The following is a 23,552-nucleotide window of genomic DNA, read 5'->3' as shown; positions in this document are numbered from 1 at the left end:
TTATACGTCCTTTCCGGCGTGCGCCAGCTCAGCAGCCTTGTCGGCGGCCTCGTCCATGGTGGCGACGACGGTCACCAGCGGGTGGTTGGCCTCGGCCAGGATCGCCCGGCCCTCCTCGACGTTGTTGCCGTCCAGGCGGACCACCAGCGGCTTGGTCGCGGCGGGGCCGAGCATTTCCAGGGCCTTGACGATGCCGTTGGCCACCGCGTCGCACGCGGTGATCCCGCCGAACACGTTGACGAACACGCTCTTGACCTGCTTGTCACCCAGGATGACGTCCAGGCCGGCGGCCATGATCTCGGCGGAGGCGCCGCCCCCGATGTCGAGGAAGTTGGCCGGCTTCACGCCGCCGTGCTTCTCACCGGCGTAGGCGGTGACGTCCAGGGTCGACATGACCAGGCCGGCGCCGTTGCCGATGATGCCGACCTCGCCGTCGAGCTTGACGTAGTTCAGGTCGTGCTCTTTGGCCTTGATCTCCAGCGGGTCGGTCGCGTCCAGGTCAGCGAACTCGAGGTGGCCGGGCTGACGGAACTCGGCGTTGCCATCGAGGGTGACCTTGCCGTCGAGCGCAAGAATCTGGTCGTCGGGGGTGCGCACCAGCGGGTTGACCTCAACCAGGGTGGCGTCTTCGGCGACGAAGACCTCCCACAGCTTCTGGATGGTCACCGCGGCGGCGTCGAGCACCTCGGCGGGCAGGTGGCCCTGCTCAGCGATCGAGCGGGCGAACGCCAGGTCGACACCCTTGACGGCGTCGACGGGCACCTTGGCCAGCCGTTCGGGCTTGGTGGCGGCGACCTCTTCGATCTCCATGCCGCCCTCGACCGAGCACATGGCCAGGTAGGTGCGGTTGGACCGGTCGAGCAGGAAGGAGATGTAGTACTCCTCGGCGATGTCGCTCGCCTCGGCCACCAGCAGCTTCTTGACGATGTGGCCCTTGATGTCCAGGCCGAGGATGTTCTGCGCGTGGGTGAAGGCGTCTTCCGGGGTGGCGGCGTACTTGACGCCGCCGGCCTTGCCGCGTCCGCCGGCCTTGACCTGGGCCTTCACCATGACCGGTCGGCCGATCTCGGTGGCGATAGCTTTGGCGTCCTCGGCGGTGGTGGTCACTCGGCCGGGAGTGGTGGGCACGTTGTGCTTGGCGAACAGTTCTTTCGCCTGATACTCGAAGAGATCCATGGACTCACTGTCTTATAACGGGTAGCCGGTAGGCCGGCAACTGTCGGGTTCATAAGGATTTAACTCCGATCGCACTGTATCGACCCGGCGCCGAGGTTCCCTCCTCGCCTACCAGTGCTGTGGCACATCTCACCACCAGAAATTAGTGATTCGGTTCACATTCAATCCCCGGATTCAGCCGATGGCTTGCCAGGAACCCCGCCCAGTGGTTACCGTCTCCAGGTCTAGGTCTTTATAACGTTCTGATCACGACCAGAGGAACTCCCAGGCAGATGCAGCGCGGTACAACCATGCGTTCGTTTCCGGGTGGGGCCATGCCCCGCCGTCGGGCTGACGTTGACATGCGTGCATATCGCCCCTCGGAACTCGACCCCGCCGAGATCACCGAGGTCCTGCCGTTCAACGGCCGCCTCGGTGCCGCGTTCAGTGACCTCCCCTTCGACGACGCGTCGGCGGAGGTCCTCTCGGCCCCCGAGCTCGACGACCTGACCGACACCGACAACATGCCGGTGCTGCGGCTGGCGTTCCCGCGCGGCGGCTACCCGGACGAGTACGCCCAGCGGCCGACTCGGGGCAAGCACCGCGGGCAGCCGGCCGGTGCCGTCAAGAGCCGCGTGATGATCGCCGCGATGGCCGCCGGGGCAGCTGCTGCGGCCGCGCACGCCGCCACCCACCCGTCGGGTGATACCGTCAACCGGCCCGCGGTGCTGGCCGCCAGCAAGACGGTCCTCGACGACGCCACCACGACCACCTCCAACCGCGGCATGCAGATGATCACGGTCAAGGCGGCCGCCAATGTCGTCGTGCACAACGAAGAGCTGGCCAAGGGTGTGGCGTTCGCCCAGGAGCGCGCCGAGCGCGAGGCCCGGCTGCAGCGGCCGCTGTTCGTCGCACCGACCCACGGCGCATTCACCTCGAACTTCGGTTACCGCTGGGGTGTGCTGCACGCCGGCATCGACATCGCCAACTCCATCGGCACCCCGATCCTCGCGGCCTCCGACGGCGTGGTGATCGAATCCGGCCCCAGCGCGGGCTACGGCATGCTGGTCAAGCTGCGGCACTCCGATGGCACGGTGACGCTCTACGGCCACATCAACCGGTCGCTGGTCAGCGTCGGCGAGCGTGTCATGGCCGGTGACCAGATCGCCGAGATGGGCAACCGGGGCTACTCCACCGGCCCGCATCTGCACTTCGAGGTTCTGCAGAACGGCACCAGCCGGATCGACCCGGCATCCTGGCTCGCCAAGCGCGGCATCAACTTCGCCTAACCTGGTTGGGTGACCGACCCTCACCGACCACCCACCGGCGCGAATCCGGCAACCTCTCCCAGCCGCATCATTCGTCGTGCCCCCACCGGCGCCATCCCGATCGTCACCGGCGCCATGCGGTCGTCCTCGCCGCTGCAGCCGCCGTCGGCCGTGACAGGCCAGCCGGTCGGTCTCCAACCCTCGTCGGCCGTCCTGCCGATCATCACGTGCGTGCTCGCCCTGCTCGGCTGCTGGGCCACCTCGGTGGTGTCCACCGACCTGATCGCCAGCTGGTGGCACACCGATCGGCTGTTCTGCGTCGCGGTGACATTTTTGAGCCTGGTGTTCGCGACGACGACGGTGTCCGGGGTGATCATGCTGCTGCTGCGCCGCCCGCTGGGCCGCTACCTGATCGCGGTCGGTGCTGTGGTGGCCCTGCTGACCTTCGGTAGCCTGTTCATCGCCGGTGCCCGGGTTCCGTGGATCGTGCAGGTGATCCCGGTCCTCGAGATCGCGACCGTGGTGGCCGCGCTGCACCCGGTCACCCGGCGGTGGCTGCTCTAGAGCTTGCTGACCGGCGCGTGGTTGTGCATCAGTTTGACCCGCCCGGAGCTGCCGAAATCGATCAGCGACATCGCCGACTCTCCCACCCCGGACACCTCCTCGACCCGGCCCAGACCGTACTTGTCGTGCGTGACCCGGTCCCCGGCCGCCAGCACCAGCAGCGGGCGGTTGCCCGACCGCGACGGTGCCGGCCGTGGTGAGCCGAACCGGCCGGCCCCGCTGACCGGGGCGCTCGGCCCGGCGGTGGCTTCGGTGCGCCGCCAGTCGACGAGCTGCTGCGGGATCTCCCGCAGGAAGCGTGATTCCGGGTTCAGCATCGGCTGTCCCCACGACGAGCGCACCTTGGCCCGGCTCAGGTAGAGCCGCTGCTGTGCCCGGGTAAGGCCGACGTAGGCCAATCGGCGTTCCTCGGACAGCTCGCGGGCGTCGCCGAGTGAGCGCATGTGCGGGAACATGCCGTCCTCCCAGCCGATCACGAACACCACCGGGAACTCCAGGCCCTTGGCGGTGTGCAGGGTCATCAACGTGACCATCCCGGAGCCGTGCTCAGGGATCTCATCGGTGTCGGCGATCAGCGAGACCCGCTCCAGAAAGGCTGCCAGCACCCCGACGTCGGGCACATCCTCCGCTTCGTCCATATCGGCGCCGCCGACGGCCTGCTCAGCGAGTGCATTGGCCCGATCGATGCTGAATTCGTGTGCGACGCTGACGAGTTCGTTGATGTTGTCCAGCCGGGCCAGGTCCTGCGGATCGGTGGAGGACTCCAGTTCGCCGCGGTAGCCGGTGCGGTCCAGCACCATCTCGACCAGCCCGCCGAGGTCGTCGTCGCAGGTGTTCAGGTGTGCTCGCAGTTCGTCGAGCATCGCGACGAAACCCGAGATCGCTTTCTGCGAGCGGGTATTGAGCATCGGCACCTGTCCGTCGGCGGCGGCGCGCAGGGCGGCGGCGAATCCGGTGCCGGTGTTCTCGGCGTGCACCGATACGCACGCCTCGGCGCGATCGCCGATGCCGCGACGCGGGGTGTTGAGAATTCGCCGCAGGCTCACCGCATCACCGGGATTGTCCAGCACTCGCAGGTAGGCGATGATGTCGCGGATCTCCTTGCGTTCGTAAAAGCGAACGCCGCCAACGACTTTGTACGGGATACCGGCGCGGATGAACACCTCTTCCAGTGACCGGGACGCATTGTTGGTGCGGTAGAAGATCGCTATGTCGGAGTAGTTGACCGTGCCGGCCTCGGTCAGCGCGTCGATCTCCTGGGCGATGAAGCGCGCCTCGTCGTGTTCGTTGTCGGCGACGTAGCCGACGATCAGCTCACCGTCGCCGGAGTCGGTCCACAGCCGCTTCTCCCGGCGGCCCGAGTTGTAGGCGATCACCGCGTTGGCCGCGGACAGGATGTTCTGCGTGGAGCGGTAGTTCTGCTCGAGCAGCATGGTGACCGCGTCCGGGTAGTCGCGTTCGAAGTCCTCGATGTTGCGGATGGTCGCGCCGCGGAAGGCGTAGATGGACTGGTCGGCGTCACCGACCACGCACAGCTCCGCCGGCGGGATGTCGCCCGTTTCAGAACCGTGCCCCGCCAGCTCGCGCACCAGCATGTACTGCGCGTGGTTGGTGTCCTGGTACTCATCGACCAGGATGTGCCGGAACCGGCGGCGGTAGTGCTGGGCGATCTCGGGGAACGCCTGCAGGATGGCGACCGTCTCGCCGATCAGGTCGTCGAAGTCCAGCGCGTTGGCCGAGCGCAGCCGGCGCTGATATTCGACGTAGACGCCCGCCACCACGCGGCTCAGGTCGTCGGAGTCCTCGGTCAGCTCGGCCAGCGCGCGGTCCGGGTCGATCAGTTCGTTCTTGAGGTTGGAGATCGCATTGGCCAACAGTCGCGGTGTGTGCCGCTTGACGTCCAGGCCCATGTCACGGCCGATCATCAACAGCAGCCGCCGCGAATCGTCGGCGTCGTAGATGGAGAAGTTGGAGTTCAGGCCGGGCACCACCGAGGCCTGGTTGCGCAGAATCCGCACGCAGGTGGAGTGAAACGTCGACACCCACATGACCCGGGCCCGCGGGCCGATCAACGACACCACCCGCTCCCGCATCTCCGCGGCGGCCTTGTTGGTGAAGGTGATCGCCAGCACCTGCCCCACGCCGACATCACGCGCGGCCAGCAGGTAGGCGATGCGCCGGGTGAGCACCGCCGTCTTGCCCGACCCGGCTCCTGCGACGATGAGCAGCGGCGAGCCCTCATGCACAACGGCCTGGCGCTGTTGCGGGTTGAGCCCCTCAAGGAGGTGGTCGGTCTGCTGGGTCGCGTGCACACTCATAACGCAACCCAACGTACCGCCGCACGGTGACACTCTTTGCGCTGGCACGGCCGTTGGTGGCAGACTCGATTCGTGCTCGCCACACCCAACATCGATGAGTTGCGCCGGGAGATCGATCGCCTCGACGCCGAGATCCTGGCCGCGGTGAAACGCCGCACCGAGATCTCGCAGGAGATCGGCAAGGCCCGAATGGCCTCCGGCGGCACCCGTCTGGTGCACAGCCGCGAGATGAAGGTGCTCGAGCGCTACAGCGAGCTCGGCGAGGACGGCAAGGATCTGGCGATGCTGCTGCTGAGGCTGGGCCGCGGCCGGCTGGGCCACTAGCTACTGTCGGAGTATGACTACCGTTCCCCAGATCCCCGACATCTCCACCACGCCGGCCTGGAACGCGTTGCTCAAACACCACCAGCAGATCAACGACACCCACCTCCGCGAGTTCTTCGCCGAAGATCCGGAACGCGGCACCAAATTCACCGTCACCGTCGGTGACCTCTACATCGACTACAGCAAGCACCGCGTCAACGACGAGACACTGCGGCTGCTGGTCGACCTGGCCCGGGCGGCCGGCCTGGAGGACCGCCGCGACGCGATGTTCGCCGGCGCGCACATCAACACCTCCGAGGACCGCGCGGTGCTGCACACCGCTCTGCGGCTGCCGCGCGATGCCGAGTTGAGCGTCGACGGCCAGGACGTCGTCGCCGACGTCCACGCGGTGCTCGACGCGATGGGTGACTTCACCGACCGGCTGCGCAGCGGGCAGTGGACCGGTGCCACCGGAAAGCGCATCAGATGCGTCGTCAACATCGGCATCGGCGGCTCGGACCTGGGCCCGGTGATGGTCTACCGGGCACTTCGCCACTACGCCGACGCCGCGATCTCGGCGCGGTTCGTCTCCAACATCGACCCGGCCGACCTCACCGCGAAGCTGGCGGACCTGGACCCTGCCACCACGCTGTTCATCGTGGCCTCCAAGACGTTCTCGACGCTGGAGACGCTGACCAACGCCACCGCGGCCCGCCGCTGGCTGACCGCCGCCCTGGGCGACGACGCGGTGTCACAGCATTTCGTCGCGGTCTCCACCAACGCCGAGCGGGTCGAGGACTTCGGCATCGACACCGCGAACATGTTCGGCTTCTGGGACTGGGTCGGGGGACGCTATTCGGTGGACTCGGCGATCGGCCTGTCGGTGATGGCGGTGATCGGCCGGGAACGCTTCGCGGAGTTCCTGTCCGGTTTCCACCTCGTCGACTCCCATTTCCGCTCCGCCCCACTGGAATCCAACGCACCAGCCCTGCTCGGCCTGATCGGGGTGTGGTACTCCAACTTCTTCGGCGCCCAGTCCCGCGCGGTGCTGCCCTACTCAAACGACCTGGACCGCTTCGCGGCCTACCTGCAGCAGCTCACCATGGAGTCCAACGGCAAGTCGACCCGCGCCGACGGATCTGCAGTGGTCACCGACACCGGTGAAATCTATTGGGGGGAACCGGGAACCAACGGCCAGCACGCGTTCTACCAACTGCTGCACCAGGGCACCCGGCTGGTGCCGGCCGATTTCATCGGATTCGCAACGCCGGTCGATGACCTGCCCACCGCCGACGGCAGCGGCAGCATGCACGACCTGCTGATGAGCAATTTCTTCGCCCAGACCCAGGTGCTGGCGTTCGGCAAGACGGCCGAGGAGATCGCGGGTGAAGGCACACCCGCCCAGGTTGTTCCACACAAGGTGATGCCCGGAAACCGGCCCAGCACTTCGATTCTCGCCGACAGGCTGACACCGTCGGTACTGGGCCAGCTGATCGCGCTCTACGAGCATCAGGTGTTCACCGAGGGCGTGGTGTGGGGTATCGACTCGTTCGACCAGTGGGGCGTGGAACTGGGCAAGACGCAGGCCAAGGAGCTGCTGCCGGTACTGACCGCCGATGCCGCCCCGCAGCCGCAGACCGACAGCTCCACCGACGCTCTGGTCCGCCGCTATCGCGCCGAACGCGGCCGGGCCTGACACCGCCCCCACCGCGACCGTGCAGAATTGTCCGCCAAAACCCCAGGTGAGGCTGGATATTTCTGCACGGTGGGCGGAAAAATGGGGGCTCAGGCGAAGCGTTTGGTGAACCGCGCCGGCATCAGGCGCAAGAGCCACACCAGCGGAGCCCACGGCCACGGTGGTACCGCCGCCCGCCCGGTTTCGCGCTCGATCGCGCGCACCATCGCCTTGACCCCGGTCTCGTTGTCCACCATCAACATGGTCGAGCCCGACTTGGCCGTCATCTCCGATTCGATGTAGCCCGGCTCCAACACCGTGACCTTGATCGGGCCGTGCGAGTACTCGGCGCGCAGCGACTCCCCCAGCGACGACACCCCGGCCTTGCTGGCGGCGTAGGCGGTCTTGACACCCGGCACGCCCCTGGTGCCCAGCACCGAAGAGATCAGCACCAGGTGGCCGCCGCCGGCGGCGTTGAACATCTCGATCGCTGTCTCGATCTGCACCAGCGCGGCAACCAGGTTGGTCTCGATGGTGGCCTTGTTGGCCCACAGCTTGCCCGACCCCAGCCGGGCGCCCTTGCCGATGCCGGCGTTGACGATTACCCGGTCGATCCCACCGAGCTCATCAGCAAGCTGGGTGAACACCCGGGGCACCTCGTCGTGATCGTTGACGTCGAGCGCCGCCACCGCCACCGTGATCTCGGGATACTTCTGCGTCAGTTCGCTTTTCAGCTCATCGAGCCGGTCGGTACGACGCGCGCACAAGGCCAGGTCACGTCCACGCGCGGCGAATGCGCGGGCCATGCCGGCACCCAGACCGGAGCTGGCCCCGGTGATGAGGATCTTCTGACGGGTCACGGCGGCAGCCTACTTGAGCAGCCGCGACATCCGCCGGTCGGCGAGCACCTTGCCGCCGGTCTGACACGTCGGGCAGTACTGGAAGGACTTGTCGGAGAACGACACCTCGCGCACCGTGTCACCGCAGACCGGGCAGGGCAGCCCGGTGCGCGCGTGCACCTTCAGCCCCGAACGCTTCTCACCCTTCAACGTCGCGGCCTGCTGCCCCACCGAGCGCGTCACCGCGTCAGCGAGCACGGACCGCATCGCGTCGTGCAGAGCGGCAAGCTGTTCGGCGGACAGCTTGGATGCGGTGGCGAACGGAGAAATCCTTGCGGTGTGCAGAATTTCGTCACTGTAGGCGTTGCCGATGCCGGCCATCACTTTCTGATCGGTGATGACGTTCTTGATCCGCCCGGTCTGGCCGGCCAGCAGTCCAGCCAAGTCCTCGGCCGTCAGCGCCAGCGCGTCGGGACCGAGCCCGGCGATGCCGGGCACTGTGGCCGGGTCGTCGACCAGCCACACCGCCAGCCGTTTCTGAGTGCCGGCCTCGGTGAGGTCGAAGCCGGGACCACCCAGGTGCACCCGCAGCGCGATCGGCCCCTTTCCGGGCCGCAGCGGCGCCGGCGCCAGCGCATCCGACCAGCGCAGCCAGCCGGCCCGCGACAGATGAGTGATCAGATACAGCGGGCCGGCCTGCATGCCGAGGTACTTGCCCCAGCGGTGCGCGTCGGTGACGGTCTGGCCGTGCAGTGCGTCGATCGGCGGGGCGAAGGTCTTGAGCACCGACAGCGCCGCCACATCGATGCGGCTGACCACCGAGCCGACCGCATGCCGACGCAGATGGTCGGCAAGTGCTTCGACTTCGGGCAGCTCCGGCACCGCCGTCAGGCCCGGGCCGCGCGCCCCGCCACCAGTGAGAGCACCCAGCTCACCAGGGACAGCACGATCGCCGCCCAGATGGCATCCCACCAGAAGTCGGCGATGTGCAGCCCCCAGTGCGTGGTGTTGTCGGTGATCCACGCAGTGATCCACAGCATCAGCGCGTTCACCACGATGTGGAACAACCCCAGCGTGAGGATGTACAGCGGGATCGACAGCAGCTGCACGACCGGTTTGATGAAGGCGTTGACCAATCCGAAGACCAACGCCACCACGAAGATGATGCCCACCCGCTGCAGCGTGGTGTCACCGCCGACGAACGTGACCCCCGAGACGATCTTGGTGACCACCCACAGTGCGAGTCCGGTGAGGCATGCGCGAACGACGAATGTTCCCATGGGCGCAAAACTACTCGGTGCGGCGTCGGTGCGGGGTGAGTTCGTAGCCGCTCTCGCTAGCCGCCGATCCGGGCCCGCACCCCGGCGGTGATCCGATCGACGTGCCATCCGGCCTGCCGGCACATCGCGATTACGACCTCAGCGGAATCCGCGACGATGACCCCGAACAGCGTTTCGTCGCTGGGCGAGGTCAACGTGAGGAGCAACTGCGCGTGCACGGCAGCCGCGGCGCCTACGAGCCGATCGATGGCAGCATCCACGGCCGATTCGAGAGGATCGGGTTGGTACCACTCGACCAGGAAACACTGACGCGCCGACCGGCTGTCACCCATGGCGCTGACACTAGGGGGAAAACCCTCTCAGCGAACCAGGGATTTCCCTGGCATTGGCTGGACGTCATTCAGCGTTGAGCGCCGCGAACAGTCCACCACGAGACCGGATTCCCAACTTGCGGTACACGCTGCCGAGCGCCATCTCCACGGTCTTGGGGGCGATGAACAACTCGGCGGCGATCTGCTTGTTCGACAGTCCTGCCGCGGCCAGCTGCGCGACTCGATGCTCGGCTGGGGTCAGCCCGCCACCCCCGGCCGCGCGAGTCAGCCGCGCCAACTCCGCACGGGCGCGTTGCGCCCACAACGGCGCACCCAACAACTCGAAGGTCTCCAGCGCCGCACGCAACGTCGCCTCCGCGACCTGCCGGCGCCGGCGTCGGCGTTGCACCTGCCCCAACAACAGCTGAGTCCGCGCCTTCTCGAACGGCATCGGCAGCCGTTCATGATGTCGCAGCGCTTCCTGGGCAGCCTGTTCGGCGGCATTGAGCTCACCACGCGCGGCCAAGAGATGACTGCGGCCACGGGCGCCCACCGCCAGCATCCACGGCCGATCAAGCCGGGCACCGTTACGCTCCAGCGCGGCGACCAACGGCTCGGCCTCAGTTGCGCGCCCCACCGCTGCCAATGCCTCCACGCCGTCAGGCAGATACGAGCCGACGACGATCTCGGTGCCGTGCTCTGGATCGAAGGAAGCCAGCAGCGGCTCCAACAGTTTGATCGCAGCCGCATGATCGCCCAGTGACACCTCGAGAAACGCGCACGTCGCCGTCACCGCCGCGGTGTGCAGTGCGTCGCCGATGGCTCGGGCTGCCTCCAGTGCCGTGCGCGCAACCGAGCGGGCCTCATCGACGCGCCCGGTGTACGCGGCCACCGATGCCTGACGCGCCCACGCGCAGACCAGCACCATCTTGGTGCCCATCAGCTCAGCGCGCTGCACGGCCTCGTCGGCAATGGCTCCCGCCTCGCCGTAGTTGCCCAGCCAGAGTTCGACCATCGCGGCGTAGTCGTCCATCCATAGGATGTCGGTCTCGGTTCCGCCTTCGGCAAGCCGCTGGCGCAGCGCGCGGATCTGTCCGGGAGCATCGACGAGTTCTCCCGCCCAGGAACGGATCACCGGCGCGACGACGCCGGCACGGTACGCCGCCGCGGGACCGCCGGCAGGGTCCTCGGAATCCACCGCCAGCTGCAGCGAGTCCGGGTCCAGTCCCTGACCGAACCAGAAGCGCACCAGGGCCTGAATCGTCAATGCCTGGCTGCGCAATCCGGCTATGCCAAGTTGATCAGCTTGCGCCACAGCAATATTCGCGAGTTCAATCGACTCCTGGCCGTGGCCGATAACCCTGGCCACCGGTACCATCAGCAGGCGGGCCTGTAGCTGTAGCAGTGGGTAGTCGGCGGCCTTGTCGATAGCCTGAGTCAGCAGATCAGCGGCCACCACCAAGCTGCCTTCGTAGCCGGTGATCGCTGCCAGCGCGATCAACGCCGTGCAGCGCAATTCGCTCGAAGTCGACGCCTTGTCCAGGATCGAGTGCAGGTGGGTACGCGCCGACGCGAAGGCTCCGGAACGAAATTGCTGTTCGGCGGCCCGCATTCGCCGCGCCGGCGTGTCGTCGCCGAGTTTGATGGCCAATTCGATCAGTTCGGCGGCGACCGCCGGGGCACCGCGTGTTCGGGTGAACTCGACGGCCACGTCGAGCGCCTCGACGGCGTCCGGATCGTTGGTCGTCGCCGCCAACGCCATGTGCCGCGCCTTGAGCTCGGGCTCGTGGACGAACTCGCTGTACCGGCGATGCATTGCCCGGCGTGCCGACGGCCCGGCCGCGTGGACGACACCGGTGGCGAACAGTGGATGGCGAAATCGGATCCGGCTGCCGTCGATCTGGACCACCCCGCGCGCCTGCGTGGATTCGATCAGTTCGACGACCCGATCGGGGTTGAGCTCGGTGGCCAGACCCACCCGCTGCACGGTCGGAAACGCTGCACAGGCGGCGGCCAACAACACCGCAGCGACCTCCTCGTCGGGCTGACCGATGCGCTCACGCACCAGGGCCGCCAGGCTGTCGGGTAGTTGTACGTCGGACTGTTCCGGGGCCTCCGAGATGAACCGAGCCAGTTCGAGGGCGAAAAATGGGTTCCCACCGGATATTTCGTGAATCCGCGTGATCGCCGGGCGCGGCAAGGTGTGTCCCAGCCGCGCTGACACCACAGTGTGCACACCGCCCAGAGTCAGCGGACGTATCGGCAGACGTACCACAGCGTCGGGGCGCGCGGCACTCAACCAGCTCATGTCGACGGGGTTCACCGAGCCGGTCCGAATTGCGAGCAGCAACCCGACCCGCCCGGTCAGCCGTCGCGCGGCGTACCCGATCACCGCCTGGCTGGAGGCGTCCAACCAGTGGGCGTCGTCGATGCAGAGCAACACCGGCGCTTGCGAACCCGACGCACGTATCACCGCCAGGAACGCGGTGGCCACCATCCGCTCATTGCCGGCGGGTCCGTCACCACCACCAAGCTGGATCTGCTCCAGCGCGGCGCGTTGCGCCTCCGGCAAGTCCCCCGGTATCACGACAGTCGCCAGCAGATCGGCCACCGCGGCGTAGGCGTAGCTGACTTCGGTCGGTGCGCCCGAAGCGGACAGCACCCGGAACCCTCGCTCGGTTGCGGCCTCGGCTGCCTCCCACAACAGGGTGGACTTACCGATACCGGCTTCGCCTTCGAGCACCAGCACTCCGGGCTTTGACAGCGTGCGATCAAGGAAGGCTGTCAGGGCCGTTGACTCGGCCCTTCGATCTGCCAAACCAGCCCGCATGCGCAATATTTTTACAGACAAAAGCCCGTCTTGTTAACAACAATTCCAAGATTTTGGACGATAACGCTCCTGGGCCGCCGAACTGCCGTGACGGCCGTCACGCAAGAACCGAAAGTATCCGGTACCGTCGGTATTGACATGCGGGGTGACGGCTCCTAATTTCTTCAGAACCGAAGCGAGAGAGGACTCCTGCGATGACCACTGTGGTGCGACCCAGCGAACCGACTCGGGAGGAATTCGCCGAGCGGCTCTTGAAGGGTTCGGTCAAGAAGTCCTACGCGCCGGTGGTCGACATCGACTGGGACGCCCCGGTGGACCCGGACAAGTTCTTCCTGCCGCCGCGGATGTGCACCCTCTACGGCACGCCACTGTGGGAGGCGATGACCCGCGAGCAGCAGATCGAGATGTCGCGCCAGGAACTGGTCAACGTGCTGTCGGCCGGGGTGTGGTTCGAGAACATCCTCAACCAGGCACTGCTGCGCGACATGATGCACAAGAACCCCACCGCGCGGACCACGCATTACTCGCTGACCGAGCTGGGCGATGAGACCCGGCACATGCTGATGTTCGGTAAGACCATCGACCGGATCGGCGGCGTACCGGTGCGCCCGAAGCGCTACCAGCGCATCGCCATCAACGCCCTGCCGTTCCTGTTCCGCGGCAGCATCCTGTGGGGCGCAGCGCTGGTCGGCGAGGAGATCTTCGACGCGCTGCAGCGCCAGATCCTCGACGACCCGGACATCCAGCCGATCGTGCGGCGGGTGATGCGCATCCACGTCACCGAGGAGGCCCGCCACATCCAGTACGCCCGCGACGGTCTGCGTCGCAGCGTGCCGGTGATGCCGCGCTACCGCCGGATGCTGCTGGCCAATCTGCAGGGTGTCGGCGGACCGTTCTACCGCCACCTGTTCACCCTGCCGATCGTCTACAGCCGGGTCGGGCTCGACGGTCGCGAGGCCCGCCGGGTAGCGCGGGCCAACCCGCACTTCCATGCCGCGTCCCGCTCGGCGTTCGCGCCGCTGGCGGCGTTCTTCGAAGAGGTCGGGCTGATGGGCGGCCTGGCCCGGCGGATGTGGCGGCGGGCCGGCTTCCTGTGAGCCCGGATGTGATCGTGCTGGGCGACCCGGCACGCCTGCACGGGTTGCTGGAAGGCGCGCTCACCGTCGAGTCGGCGACGAGCACCCGCTTCGACAGCGACACCGAGACGTGGACGGTGACCACCACCGACGGCGACGAGGTGACCGCCCGAGTTCTCATCGACGCGGTCGCCTCGGCCGACGACGTCGTCGCCGCGCACGGCATCCCCAACCGGTTCCGGATCCCGGGGCCGCACACCCGCCGGCAGGCCCGGTACGTGGCCCGGCTCGTCGACGCCCTGCAGCGCAGCGGGGCCGCCCGCATCGAATCCCGCTCGCCAAGGCTGCGGGTTCGGCCCCTGTTGCCGACGCGGGGGCTCTCCCGGTTCTATCTCACCGGGTTGGCGGGCTCCCGCGACGACGACGTCTACGACGGGCCGGCCGTGGTCACCCACAATGGCCAGGACTACCCCTCCCGGGTTCAGCTGGCCGGGCATTTCGACCCGATCGACGGTCAATACCATTGGCAGGGAATGTTTTTCACTGATCTTCCGGGCGCCAATGTGACCGGCTCCAAGGTCAGCATCCGGGTAGGCGAGCACACCGCGCAAGGGCGCATCGCCGAGCGGACACCGTGGGGCACGCTGACGGTGGTGGGTGCCGCGGGCTACCCGCCGTATCCCCTGGAGGACCCCGAACAGGTGCGGATCGCGATACCGCCTCGGGGCTAAGCTGCGGGGAATACCCGTAGCGACCATCGAGGAGACCACGTGCGCTTCACCTACGCCGAGGCGATGACCGACCCGAGCTACTACGTTCCGCTCGCCAAGGCCGCCGAGGCCGCCGGATACCACAGCATGTCGATCCCGGACAGCATTGCATATCCCTTCGAGTCGGACTCGAAGTATCCCTACACCCCCGACGGCAACCGAGAGTTCTTGGACGGCAAGGCTTTCATCGAGACGTTCGTATTGATCGCAGCGCTCGGCGCGGTGACCAGCACGCTGCGGTTCACCCCGTTCGTGATCAAGCTGCCGATCCGCCCGCCGGCCCTGGTGGCCAAGCAGGCCGGCTCGCTGGCCTCGATGATCAACAACCGGCTGGCACTGGGCGTGGGCACCAGCCCCTGGCCGGAGGACTACGACCTGATGGGCGTGCCGTTCGCCCGGCGTGGCAGGCGGATGGATGAGTGCATCGAGATCATCCAGGGCCTCACCACCGGCGACTACTTCGAGTTCCACGGCGAGTTCTACGACATCCCCAAGACCAAGATGGCCCCGGCCCCGACTCAGCCGATCCCGATCCTGATCGGCGGCCATGCCGAAGCCGCGCTGCGCAGGGCGGCACGCCACGACGGTTGGATGCATGGCGGAGGCGACCCGGCCGAGCTCGACGGCCTGATCGCCCGGCTGGGGCAGCTCCGGGAAGAGGAGGGCCGCGCCGGCGATCCATTCGAGATCCATGTCATCTCGGTGGACGGATTCACCCTCGACGGAATCAAGCGCCTGGAGGACAAAGGCGTCACCGACGTCATCGTGGGTTTCCGGGTGCCCTACATCATGGGGCCCGACACCGAGCCGCTGGAGAACAAGATCCGCAACCTTGAGCGGTTCGCCGAGCACGTCATCGCCAAGGCCGGGTGACACCGGTCACACCATGACGCCCGGCGTGGGCAGGCTCACTGCGTCGGTGGGATAGATTTCGCGCCCGCCGACGTTGGATGGGTCGAATAGTGCCGATCTCATCGCATGACCTGCGGGAGGTACACGATGAAGACCCAACCCTGCCTGCCGACTCCCCCCCGGGCCGCTGAGGGCGACTACCAACGAGCCGTTCACGTGCTGCGGGCCGCCGCGTCCGAGGCCGGCCAGAGTGATGCGCGGCGCCAGTGGATCCGCGACGCCACCCAGTGCTGAACCCTTCCGTTTTGTGAGACGAATCGTTTAACATTCTCAGACGCAACTCAGAATTCTCCGCGTCATGGGAAGTGGGGCCACCGGGATGGTTCGTCGCCGCAGCAAGGTCGTCGGTACCCAGGTTGCCGGGATCGCAGCGTTTTTGGCACTGTCGCCTCTGGCCCCCGCGCCGGCCCGAGCCGACGTCGACGACATGATGGACATGCTGTTCGCACCGTTCCTGACCGCCGCGGGCACTCTCGACGGGGACGCGCTGTTCGATGCGGGCGCGTGGGACACCTTCCTGGCCGCCGGGCACTGGGACGCCGCGCTGACCGCCCTGGCCGAGGTGCCCGGGACGGCGGTGGGATTCGACTTCTACACCGGGCTGCATGACGCCGCCGAACAGTGGATCGCCAGCCCGCTGGGCACCCAGGTCAACGCCGTCATCAACCAGATCTTCGGATCGACCGTCATCGGCGACGGCGCGCCCGGCACCGAAACCCACCCCGACGGTGCGGCAGGCGGCTGGCTGTTCGGTGACGGCGGTGCGGGCTGGAGCAGCACCACCGACGGCGTGGCCGGCGGCCACGGCGGTTCCGCCGGGCTCTTCGGCGAGGGCGGCGCGGGCGGAGACGGGGGCGTCGGAGCCGCCGGTGGTGACGGCGGTACCGGCGGTTGGCTGATGGGCAACGGAGGACACGGCGGCGACGCCGGTGACGGTGCCACCGAGGCGGGACTGCCCGCACTCGGCGGCGCCGGCGGCAACCCCGGACTCTGGTACGGAACCCACGGCGCGGCCGGTGATTTCGGCACGCTTCCGGGCGGCATCAGCGGGACGACGGCTCCGCCAGTCGAGGTGTCGGGCGGCTGGCTCACCAATGCCGACGGCCAGGTCGTCATGCTGCACGGACTCAACCAGGTCTACAAAATTCCGCCGTATGAGCCCTCTGCCGACGGATTCAGCGATGACGACGCGGCGTTCCTGGCCGCCAACGGCTTCAACGCGGTGCGGCTGGGTGTCATCTGGTCCGGGGTCGAGCCGGAGCCCGGGGTGATCGACTACACCTACCTGGCGTCGATCCAGAGCACCGTGGACATGCTGGCCCGGCACAACATCATCGCGATCCTCGACATGCACCAGGACCTCTACAACGAGGAGTTCGGCGGCGAGGGTGCACCCGACTGGGCGACCGACGGCGGCGGGCTCTACAACCCCGACATGGGTTTCCCGGGCAACTACTTCCTCAACCCTGCGCAGAACCATGCCTGGGATGCGTTCTGGGGCAACGACAAAGCATCCGATGGCATTGGATTGCTGAACCACTACGCGTTGACGATGCAGGCCGTCGCGAACTACTTCAAGGGTGACCCGAACGTGGGCGGCTACGAGATCATGAACGAGCCGTGGGCGGGAACGAATTGGCTGGGGAGCCTATTCGGCAATCCGTACTTCGAGGCCCAGCAGCTGACCCCGTTCTACAACCAGATCGACGCGGCGATCAGGTCCGTCGACCCGAACAAGACGGTGTTCTTCGAGCCCACCACGCTGTTCGGCAGCCTGCCGGTGCCGACTCACCTCGGCAAGGTCGACGACGAGAACTCCGTCTTCTCGTTCCACAGCTACTGCATCACGACGTCTCTGATCCCCGACGCCAGCTTCGGTTGCGATCTGAACGCCGACGTCGTGTTCGGCAACGCGGCGGATTACGCTCAGGCGCACAACATCCCGGCGCTGCTGACCGAGTTCGGCGCCACCAACACGATTCCGACCATCACCGCGAGCATGCAGGCCGCCAACAAGTACCTGTGGGGCTGGACCGAGTGGGCCTACACCGGCAACGACATCACCAGCGCATCACCGAACGGCCAGGCCCTGGTGCTGGACCCCAGCCAGCCGCCGGTCGGTGACAATGTCAACTTCGACAAGCTGACCGCGCTGTCGGAGCCCTACCCGCAACTGATCTCGGGCACCCCGACCTCGGTGTCGTTCTTCGACGGCGTGTTCTCGTTCAGCTACTCCACCGATCACGCCGACGGCTCCGGTGCGTTCGGCGCGGGTTCGACGACCACCATCTCGGTGCCGACCAGCCAGTACCCGAACGGCTACACCGCGACGGTCACCGGCGGACACGTCACCTCGGGACCGAACGCGTCGGTGCTGACCATCAGCTCCGACTCCGGTGCGTCCACGGTCAGCGTGACGCTCAACCCGCGGTCATAGTGTCTGGGGCCGGGGGCGCTCGGCCAGCGGCACCGGAGCAGCTCCGGCACGCACCGTCTGATGCACCTCACCCAGGCCCTGCACCTGCAGGGTCACCACGTCACCGTCGGTCAGCCAGCCCGGAAATGACTGCGGCGCACCAGGATCGAGATGCTCGATGAGCGTGCAGGTGGGCACCGTGCCGGAGCCGATGACGTCACCGGGTGTCAGCGGCACACCGCGCGAGACGTAGCTGATGATCTCGGCGAAGCTCCAGTCCATGGCGCCGGTGGATCCCATGCCCACGATCACGTCGTTGACGATCGCGGTGGCGTGCAGGCTCAGCCGGCCTTCGCGGTAGTACGGCTCAAGTTCGTCGGGAGTCACCAGGTAAGGCCCCAGCGTGACACCGCTGTCCTTGCCTTTGCCCTGACCGATCGCCAGCCGGCCTTCCATGCCCTGCAGATCGCGTGCCGACCAGTCGTTGAAGATGGTGTAGCCGATGATGGCCCGCTCGGCCTGCTCCACACTCAGGTCGGCCCCGGCAGTGCCGATCACCGCGGCAACCTCCAATTCGAAGTCCTGGCAGGCACTTCCGGGTGCCATCGGCGCATCGTCAAACGGTCCCAGAACCGTTGCCGGGCAGGCGAAATAGAACGCCGGGATGCGGTACCACATGTCGTCTAGCTCGGGGCTGCGGCCGGTGGCCACCAGGCAATTGCGCATGTGCTGCAGAAAGCCCAGGCTGTCCCGGATGGACGGCGGGCGAGGTATCGGCGCCATCAGCGTCGCCTCGTCGATCCGCACCGTGGCCGACGGCGTGCTCAGCAGACGCTCCCCCGCATCACGCAGGCCGTCCGCGCCCAGGCCGATCAACTCCAGCAGCGTCACACCGGGGTCCGCGGCGTGGATCACGTCGCCGTTCAGCACCCCGGTCCGCTCGCCGTCCTCACTTCGATAGGTCACCCATCGCACCGGTCAATCCTCACTCACCACGTCTGCGGGGGTCTTGTCGGGCCGCAGACCGCGCCAGCTCGGGTGCCGCAGCCGCCCGTCGGCGGTTCGCTCGCTGTAGCGCACCTCCCCCACAATCGTCGGTTCCACAAACGTGACGCCCTGGGAATCCGGCCGGGACAGCGGTTCCCCGAACGGTGATTCCTTCGTACGCAATGGCATCAGCATCTTCTTCAGGTCGGCCAATTGGCGCTCGGTGAAGCCCGTTCCCACTCGGCCGGCATACGTCAGCTTGTCCCCGGCGGGAACGCCCATCAGCAGCGAGCCGATCCCGCCGCCCCGTGCCCCTTCCCCAACGCGCCAGCCGCCGATCACCACCTCCTGGGTAAGCCAGTGCTTTTCCTTCACCCATGCCGTCGAACGCCGCCCGGCCTGATAGGGCGAATCCCACTTCTTGGCGACCACACCCTCCCAACCGAGCCGGCGGGACTGTTCGAGGGCGTCGTCTCCGCTGGGACCCAACAGATCGTGGACCACCAGATCCGTGCCTTGCAACAGGGTTTCGAGCAGCCGCCGACGGTCCCGGTAGGACGCCCGCAGCAACGGCCGGCCGTCCAGGTAGAGCAGGTCGAAGGCCCAGAACTGCAAGGGGGCCCCGTGCCGTATGCCCGCGAAACTCGGCACACCGGTGTCGTCGAGGGCGACCAGTTCGCCGTCGAGCACCACGTGATGTTCGGTAAGGCCCTCGGCCAGTGACCGCAGCTGCGGGTATTCGGCGGTGACGTCGCGCCCACTGCGCGAACGCAGCCGCACCCGGCCCCGATCGGCCTCCACCAGCAGCCGGTAGCCGTCCCACTTGCCCTCGAAGGCCCACCGATCTGGATCCAACCGGGCCACGTCGCCGTGAGTAGCCAGCATCGGGGCCAGCTCGGTGAACGCGAACGCCTGCTGGTCCTTCATCCGATGCGCCAGCCACTGGTCACCGCCCGTCCGGATCAGCGCGTAGCGCCCGGAGATCCGGCTGCCGGACAACACCACGATCACCTCACCCTTGGCCTCGGAGTCCTCGAACTTCTCTGTCACGTAGCTGCCGCTGTCCCAGATGCGCACCGTGCCGGCGCCGTACTCACCCTTGGGGATGGTGCCCTCGAACGCCCCGTACTCCAGCGGATGGTCCTCGGTGCGCACCGCAAGATGGTTGACCGACGGGGTCTCCGGCAGGTTCTTGGGCACCGCCCAGCTCACCAGCACACCGTCGCGCTCCAGCCGGAGGTCATAGTGCAGCCGGCGGGCATGGTGCTCGTGGATGACGAAACTGTTGCCCTCGCCCGGAGCCGGCGCCGCGGCCGGTACCGGTTCGGGCGTCCGGCCGGCGTCACGCTTGGACCGATAGACGGCAAGGCGATCTTGGCTTTGCAGGGGGCCATCCAGCGCGGCCAGCAGGTCGCCGTCGCGCTCGAGGCGGGCCAGCACCTCGTCGTAGCGCAGCTGGGCCAGGTCCGGGTCGTCGAGTTCGGCCCAGGTCCGCGGGGCGGCGACCGTCGGGTGTTCCCGGCCCCGCAACGAGTACGGCGCGATGGTGGTCTTCGCGGCATTGTTCTGGCTCCAGTCGAGGAACACCTTGCCGGCCCGTAGCTTCTTGGCCATGGTCGCGGTCACCAGCTCGGGCATCGCGCTTTCGAGTTGCTGGGCGACGCGTTTGGCCACCGTGGCCGCGCCGGTGCTGCTCACCGGGCGCTCCAGGGCGGCGTAGAGGTGCAGGCCCTTGCTGCCGCTGGTGACCGGGAAGGTCTCCAGGCCGAGCTCGGCCATCAGGTCCCGGATGGCCCACGCCACCTCGGCGAGCCGGCTCATCGTCACACCCTCGCCGGGGTCCAGATCGAACACCAGCCGGGTCGCCGGCCCGGGTTTGAGCACCTTGCCGCCGTGGCTCCACTGCGCCTCGAAGCGCCACTGCGGTACGTGAACCTCCAAAGCCGCCTGCTGGGCGATCCAGGCCAGGCCGTCGACGTCTTCGATGATCGGATAGCTGGTGACCCCGGAGCGGTGCTGCAACGCGGCTCGCGGCAGCCATTGCGGCGCCGAAGCGGCCAGCTGCTTTTCGAAGAACGCCGCCTGCGCCACACCGTTGGGCCACCGTTTGCGCGTGGCCGGGCGTCCCGCGATGTGCGGCAGCATCACCGCCGCGATGCGGGTGTAGTAGTCGAAAACCTGGGCTTTGGTGGTGCCGGTGGCCGGATAGAGCACCTTGTCGGCGTTGGTCAGCTTCACCCTCGACGGCGCAACCATGCTGCCAACCTACGTCGAGCTGGGCATACTGGCCTCATGCGTTCCATCTGGAAGGGTTCGATCGCATTCGGTCTGGTCAACGTGCCGGTGAAGGTCTACAGCGCCACCGAGGACCACGACATCAAGTTTCGTCAGGTGCACGCCAAAGACAACGGCCGGATCCGCTACCGGCGAGTGTGCGAGGAGTGCGGCGAAGTCGTCGACTACGCCGACATCGCTCGGGCCTATGAATCCGACGACGGCCGGATGGTGGTGGTCACCGACGACGACATCGCGAACCTTCCCGAGGAACGCGACCATGAGATCGCGGTCCTCGAGTTCGTCCCGGCCGGCGATTTGGACCCGATGCTCTACGACCGCAGCTATTTTCTGGAGCCGGCCTCGAAATCGATCAAATCCTATGTGCTGCTGGCCAAGACACTCGCCGAGACAGATCGGGTGGCGATCGTGCACTTCACCCTGCGCAACAAGACCCGGCTGGCGGCGTTGCGGGTCAAAGACTTCTCCAAGCGCGAGGTCATGGTGGTGCACACCCTGCTGTGGCCCGACGAGATCCGCGACCCCGACTTCCCCGTGTTGGACACCAAGGTGGAGATCAAGCCCGCCGAGCTGAAGATGGCCGGGCAGGTGGTCGAGTCGATGGCAGACGACTTCGATCCCGACCGCTACCACGACACCTATCAAGAGCAGTTGCACGAGCTGATCGCGGCCAAACTCGAAGGCGATGAGGCGTTCACGCCCGAGGACCGGCCCGCCGAACTGGATGCCACCGAGGACGTGTCCGACCTGCTCGCCAAGCTGGAGGCCAGTGTGCAGAAACGGTCGACGAAGGCGCCAGCAAAGAAGACCCCGGCCAAAAAAGCGCCGGCCAAAAAGTCCTGATCTGCTTCGCCGCATCTCCCCGGTTACGGGCGCGGTCTGCCGTGGCGGGTGCGATCCTGATTCTTGTGTCCGACACGAAGCACGTCGTACTCATCCACGGCACATGGGCCCGTGGCGACAGTTGGGACAGCGCCCGGACGGCGTTCGAAGAGCGCGGTTACACCGCGCACACCCCGACGCTGCGTTATCACGAACTACCCGTGGAGGAAGGCGCCGGTAAGGTTGCGCCACTGAGCATGCGCGACTACACCGACGACCTCGTTGCCTTGGTGGACTCGCTGGAATCGCCACCGCTTCTGGTGGGACTGTCACTGGGTGGGCTGCTGGCGCAGCTGGTCGCCGCACGCACCCGCCATGCCGGCGTCGTCGCAGCCTGCCCGTCACCCGCGGCGGGTATCTTCGCCCCGACTCCCGCGACATTGCATAGCTTCGGGAGCCTCTTCGGGAGGCACTTTCTGCAGCCAAGGCCGTGGACCAAACCGCTGTATCCCACTACGTGGCAGCGGTTTCGGCGGTGGGTGGCCAACGCTCAGACTGAGGAAGCCGCTCGCGAGTTCCACGCCGGCTTGGTGTGCGAATCGGGGCGTGCCTACTGCGAGTTGGTGTTCCCGTTCCTGGACCGCGGCAAAGTCACCACCGTCGACTTCGCCGCGGTCACCACACCGGTGCTGGTGATCCGGGGCGAATACGACCGTGTTGTGCCGCCGCAGGTCGCTCCTAAAACAGCAGCTCGCTACCAGCAGGGAAGCTACGTCCAGGTTCCCCGCTCAGACCACCTGGTCTTTTCCGGGGAAGCGCTACCGGCGACCATGGGCCAAATCGACGACTGGACTGCTAGAAATCACCTGTGACCCCGAATTAGAACATGTTTCAGAAAAGGGGTTCAACTGGCGGCCCATCCTTGTTAGCGTACCTAGGTGATCCTCGACAGATTCCGACTCGACAACTCAGTCGCCGTCGTCACCGGCGCAGGCCGTGGCCTTGGCGCGGCAATCGCGGTGGCATTCGCGCAAGCCGGCGCCGACGTCGTCATCGCCGCGCGCACCCGATCCCAACTAGAGACCGTCGCCGAACAGGTCGAACGCGCCGGGCGCAAAGCCCACATCGTCGTCGCCGATCTGGCCCATCCCGAGGAGACCGCGAAGCTGGCAGGCGAGGCCGTCGCCACGTTCGGCAGGCTCGACATCGTCGTAAACAACGTCGGCGGGACGATGCCCAACACGCTGCTGACCACCTCGACCAAAGACCTCAAAGACGCGCTGACCTTCAACGTCGGTACCGCGCACGCACTGACCACCGCCGCGGTGCCGTTGATGCTGGAGCACTCCGGCGGCGGCTCGATCATCAACATCACCTCGACCATGGGGCGCCTGGCCGGGCGTGGCTTCGCCGCCTACGGCACCGCCAAAGGCGCACTCGCCCACTACACCCGGCTCGCCGCGATGGACCTGTGCCCACGAATCCGGGTCAACGCGATCGCGCCGGGTTCCATCCTCACCTCGGCGCTGGATGTGGTGGCGTCCAACGACGAACTGCGCGCGCCGATGGAGAAGGTGACCCCGCTGCGTCGGCTCGGCGAGCCGGACGACATCGCCGCTGCGGCAGTCTATTTGGCCTCACCGGCGGGTAGTTACCTCACCGGCAAGGTGCTCGAAGTCGACGGGGGCATCACGTTCCCGAATCTCGATCTGCCCATCCCCGACCTGTAAA

General features: G+C 67.0%; 20 protein-coding genes and 1 pseudogene. 12 read left to right on the top strand and 9 right to left on the bottom strand.

Annotated elements, in window-relative coordinates; all coding sequences use genetic code 11:
• A complete protein-coding gene (gene sucC, locus K6T84_RS08365; RefSeq protein ID WP_224864652.1) occupies positions 1-1,176 on the bottom strand; it encodes an ADP-forming succinate--CoA ligase subunit beta in 1,176 nt (391 codons plus the stop codon).
• A 341-nt stretch (positions 1,177-1,517) separates the two neighbouring features.
• Here sucC and K6T84_RS08360 point away from each other — a divergent pair, with 341 nt between their 5' ends.
• Positions 1,518-2,444 (top strand): M23 family metallopeptidase, encoded by a 927-nt coding sequence (locus tag K6T84_RS08360; RefSeq protein WP_224864651.1) that lies wholly within the window; start codon positions 1,518-1,520, stop codon positions 2,442-2,444.
• Positions 2,445-2,453: 9 nt separating this feature from the next.
• Positions 2,454-2,987, top strand: a complete 534-nt coding sequence (locus K6T84_RS08355; protein WP_224864650.1) for a hypothetical protein — start codon at positions 2,454-2,456, stop codon at positions 2,985-2,987.
• Here the strand turns inward: K6T84_RS08355 and pcrA are convergent.
• Complete coding sequence (gene pcrA, locus K6T84_RS08350) at positions 2,984-5,305, bottom strand: DNA helicase PcrA (protein WP_224864649.1); 2,322 nt, start codon at positions 5,303-5,305, stop codon at positions 2,984-2,986. The genes K6T84_RS08355 and pcrA overlap by 4 nt on opposite strands.
• A 72-nt stretch (positions 5,306-5,377) precedes the next feature.
• Here pcrA and K6T84_RS08345 point away from each other — a divergent pair, with 72 nt between their 5' ends.
• Together K6T84_RS08345 and pgi are read left to right on the top strand one after the other, a co-directional pair.
• Positions 5,378-5,629 (top strand): chorismate mutase, encoded by a 252-nt coding sequence (locus K6T84_RS08345; protein ID WP_225401551.1) that lies wholly within the window; start codon positions 5,378-5,380, stop codon positions 5,627-5,629.
• A 13-nt stretch (positions 5,630-5,642) separates the two neighbouring features.
• Positions 5,643-7,304 carry a glucose-6-phosphate isomerase gene (gene pgi / locus K6T84_RS08340; RefSeq protein WP_225401550.1) on the top strand — a complete coding sequence of 554 codons (1,662 nt, stop codon included), beginning with the start codon at positions 5,643-5,645 and terminating at the stop codon, positions 7,302-7,304.
• Positions 7,305-7,393: 89 nt separating this feature from the next.
• Here the strand turns inward: pgi and K6T84_RS08335 are convergent, their stop codons facing one another.
• From K6T84_RS08335 to K6T84_RS08315, 5 genes are all read right to left on the bottom strand, one after another.
• On the bottom strand, positions 7,394-8,143 hold the full coding sequence (locus K6T84_RS08335; RefSeq protein ID WP_225401549.1) for an SDR family oxidoreductase: 750 nt from the start codon (positions 8,141-8,143) through the stop codon (positions 7,394-7,396).
• Positions 8,144-8,152: 9 nt separating this feature from the next.
• Positions 8,153-9,004: an Fpg/Nei family DNA glycosylase gene (locus K6T84_RS08330; RefSeq protein ID WP_225401548.1), complete on the bottom strand. Its 852-nt coding sequence runs from the start codon at positions 9,002-9,004 to the stop codon at positions 8,153-8,155.
• A 5-nt stretch (positions 9,005-9,009) separates the two neighbouring features.
• Complete coding sequence (locus K6T84_RS08325; RefSeq protein ID WP_224864644.1) at positions 9,010-9,402, bottom strand: phage holin family protein; 393 nt, start codon at positions 9,400-9,402, stop codon at positions 9,010-9,012.
• 56 nt (positions 9,403-9,458) lie between these two features.
• On the bottom strand, positions 9,459-9,734 hold the full coding sequence (locus tag K6T84_RS08320) for a hypothetical protein (RefSeq protein ID WP_224864643.1): 276 nt from the start codon (positions 9,732-9,734) through the stop codon (positions 9,459-9,461).
• Between the two features lie 64 nt (positions 9,735-9,798).
• Positions 9,799-12,543, bottom strand: coding sequence for a helix-turn-helix transcriptional regulator (locus K6T84_RS08315; protein WP_225401547.1), 2,745 nt, complete (start codon positions 12,541-12,543; stop codon positions 9,799-9,801).
• Between the two features lie 194 nt (positions 12,544-12,737).
• Between K6T84_RS08315 and K6T84_RS08310 the strand changes: the two genes are divergently transcribed.
• From K6T84_RS08310 to K6T84_RS08290, 5 genes are all read left to right on the top strand, one after another.
• Entirely contained in the window at positions 12,738-13,640 is a 903-nt protein-coding gene (locus K6T84_RS08310) for an AurF N-oxygenase family protein (RefSeq protein ID WP_224864641.1), read from the top strand.
• Entirely contained in the window at positions 13,637-14,350 is a 714-nt protein-coding gene (locus K6T84_RS08305; protein WP_225401546.1) for a DUF4873 domain-containing protein, read from the top strand. The genes K6T84_RS08310 and K6T84_RS08305 overlap by 4 nt, the downstream gene beginning before the upstream one ends.
• A 39-nt stretch (positions 14,351-14,389) precedes the next feature.
• Positions 14,390-15,262 (top strand): TIGR03619 family F420-dependent LLM class oxidoreductase, encoded by an 873-nt coding sequence (locus K6T84_RS08300; RefSeq protein ID WP_224864639.1) that lies wholly within the window; start codon positions 14,390-14,392, stop codon positions 15,260-15,262.
• Positions 15,263-15,388: 126 nt separating this feature from the next.
• Positions 15,389-15,535, top strand: a complete 147-nt coding sequence (locus tag K6T84_RS08295; RefSeq protein WP_224864638.1) for a hypothetical protein — start codon at positions 15,389-15,391, stop codon at positions 15,533-15,535.
• Between the two features lie 64 nt (positions 15,536-15,599).
• Positions 15,600-17,738, top strand: a complete 2,139-nt coding sequence (locus K6T84_RS08290; RefSeq protein ID WP_225401545.1) for a cellulase family glycosylhydrolase — start codon at positions 15,600-15,602, stop codon at positions 17,736-17,738.
• A 6-nt stretch (positions 17,739-17,744) separates the two neighbouring features.
• Here the strand turns inward: K6T84_RS08290 and K6T84_RS08285 are convergent.
• Both K6T84_RS08285 and K6T84_RS08280 read right to left on the bottom strand, forming a co-directional pair.
• Positions 17,745-18,692, bottom strand: a pseudogene (locus K6T84_RS08285) (fumarylacetoacetate hydrolase family protein); the annotation flags it as partial.
• A gap of 3 nt (positions 18,693-18,695) precedes the next feature.
• Positions 18,696-20,960, bottom strand: coding sequence for an ATP-dependent DNA ligase (locus K6T84_RS08280; protein ID WP_225401544.1), 2,265 nt, complete (start codon positions 20,958-20,960; stop codon positions 18,696-18,698).
• A 36-nt stretch (positions 20,961-20,996) separates the two neighbouring features.
• On the opposite strand from K6T84_RS08280, the gene ku reads away from it, so the two are divergent.
• The 3 genes from ku to K6T84_RS08265 all read left to right on the top strand — a co-directional run bounded on the left by ku (position 20,997) and on the right by K6T84_RS08265 (position 23,551).
• Positions 20,997-21,842 (top strand): non-homologous end joining protein Ku, encoded by an 846-nt coding sequence (gene ku / locus K6T84_RS08275; protein WP_224864635.1) that lies wholly within the window; start codon positions 20,997-20,999, stop codon positions 21,840-21,842.
• Between the two features lie 65 nt (positions 21,843-21,907).
• Entirely contained in the window at positions 21,908-22,693 is a 786-nt protein-coding gene (locus K6T84_RS08270; protein WP_224864634.1) for an alpha/beta hydrolase, read from the top strand.
• A gap of 66 nt (positions 22,694-22,759) precedes the next feature.
• Positions 22,760-23,551: an SDR family oxidoreductase gene (locus tag K6T84_RS08265; protein ID WP_224864633.1), complete on the top strand. Its 792-nt coding sequence runs from the start codon at positions 22,760-22,762 to the stop codon at positions 23,549-23,551.
• Position 23,552 lies beyond the last annotated feature (1 nt).

It is taken from the genome of Mycobacterium zoologicum, assembly GCF_020181635.2.
Lineage (GTDB): Bacteria > Actinomycetota > Actinomycetes > Mycobacteriales > Mycobacteriaceae > Mycobacterium > Mycobacterium zoologicum.
The sequence above is the reverse complement of the archived record's forward strand: the minus strand, read 5'-3'. Positions and strand labels throughout refer to the sequence as shown.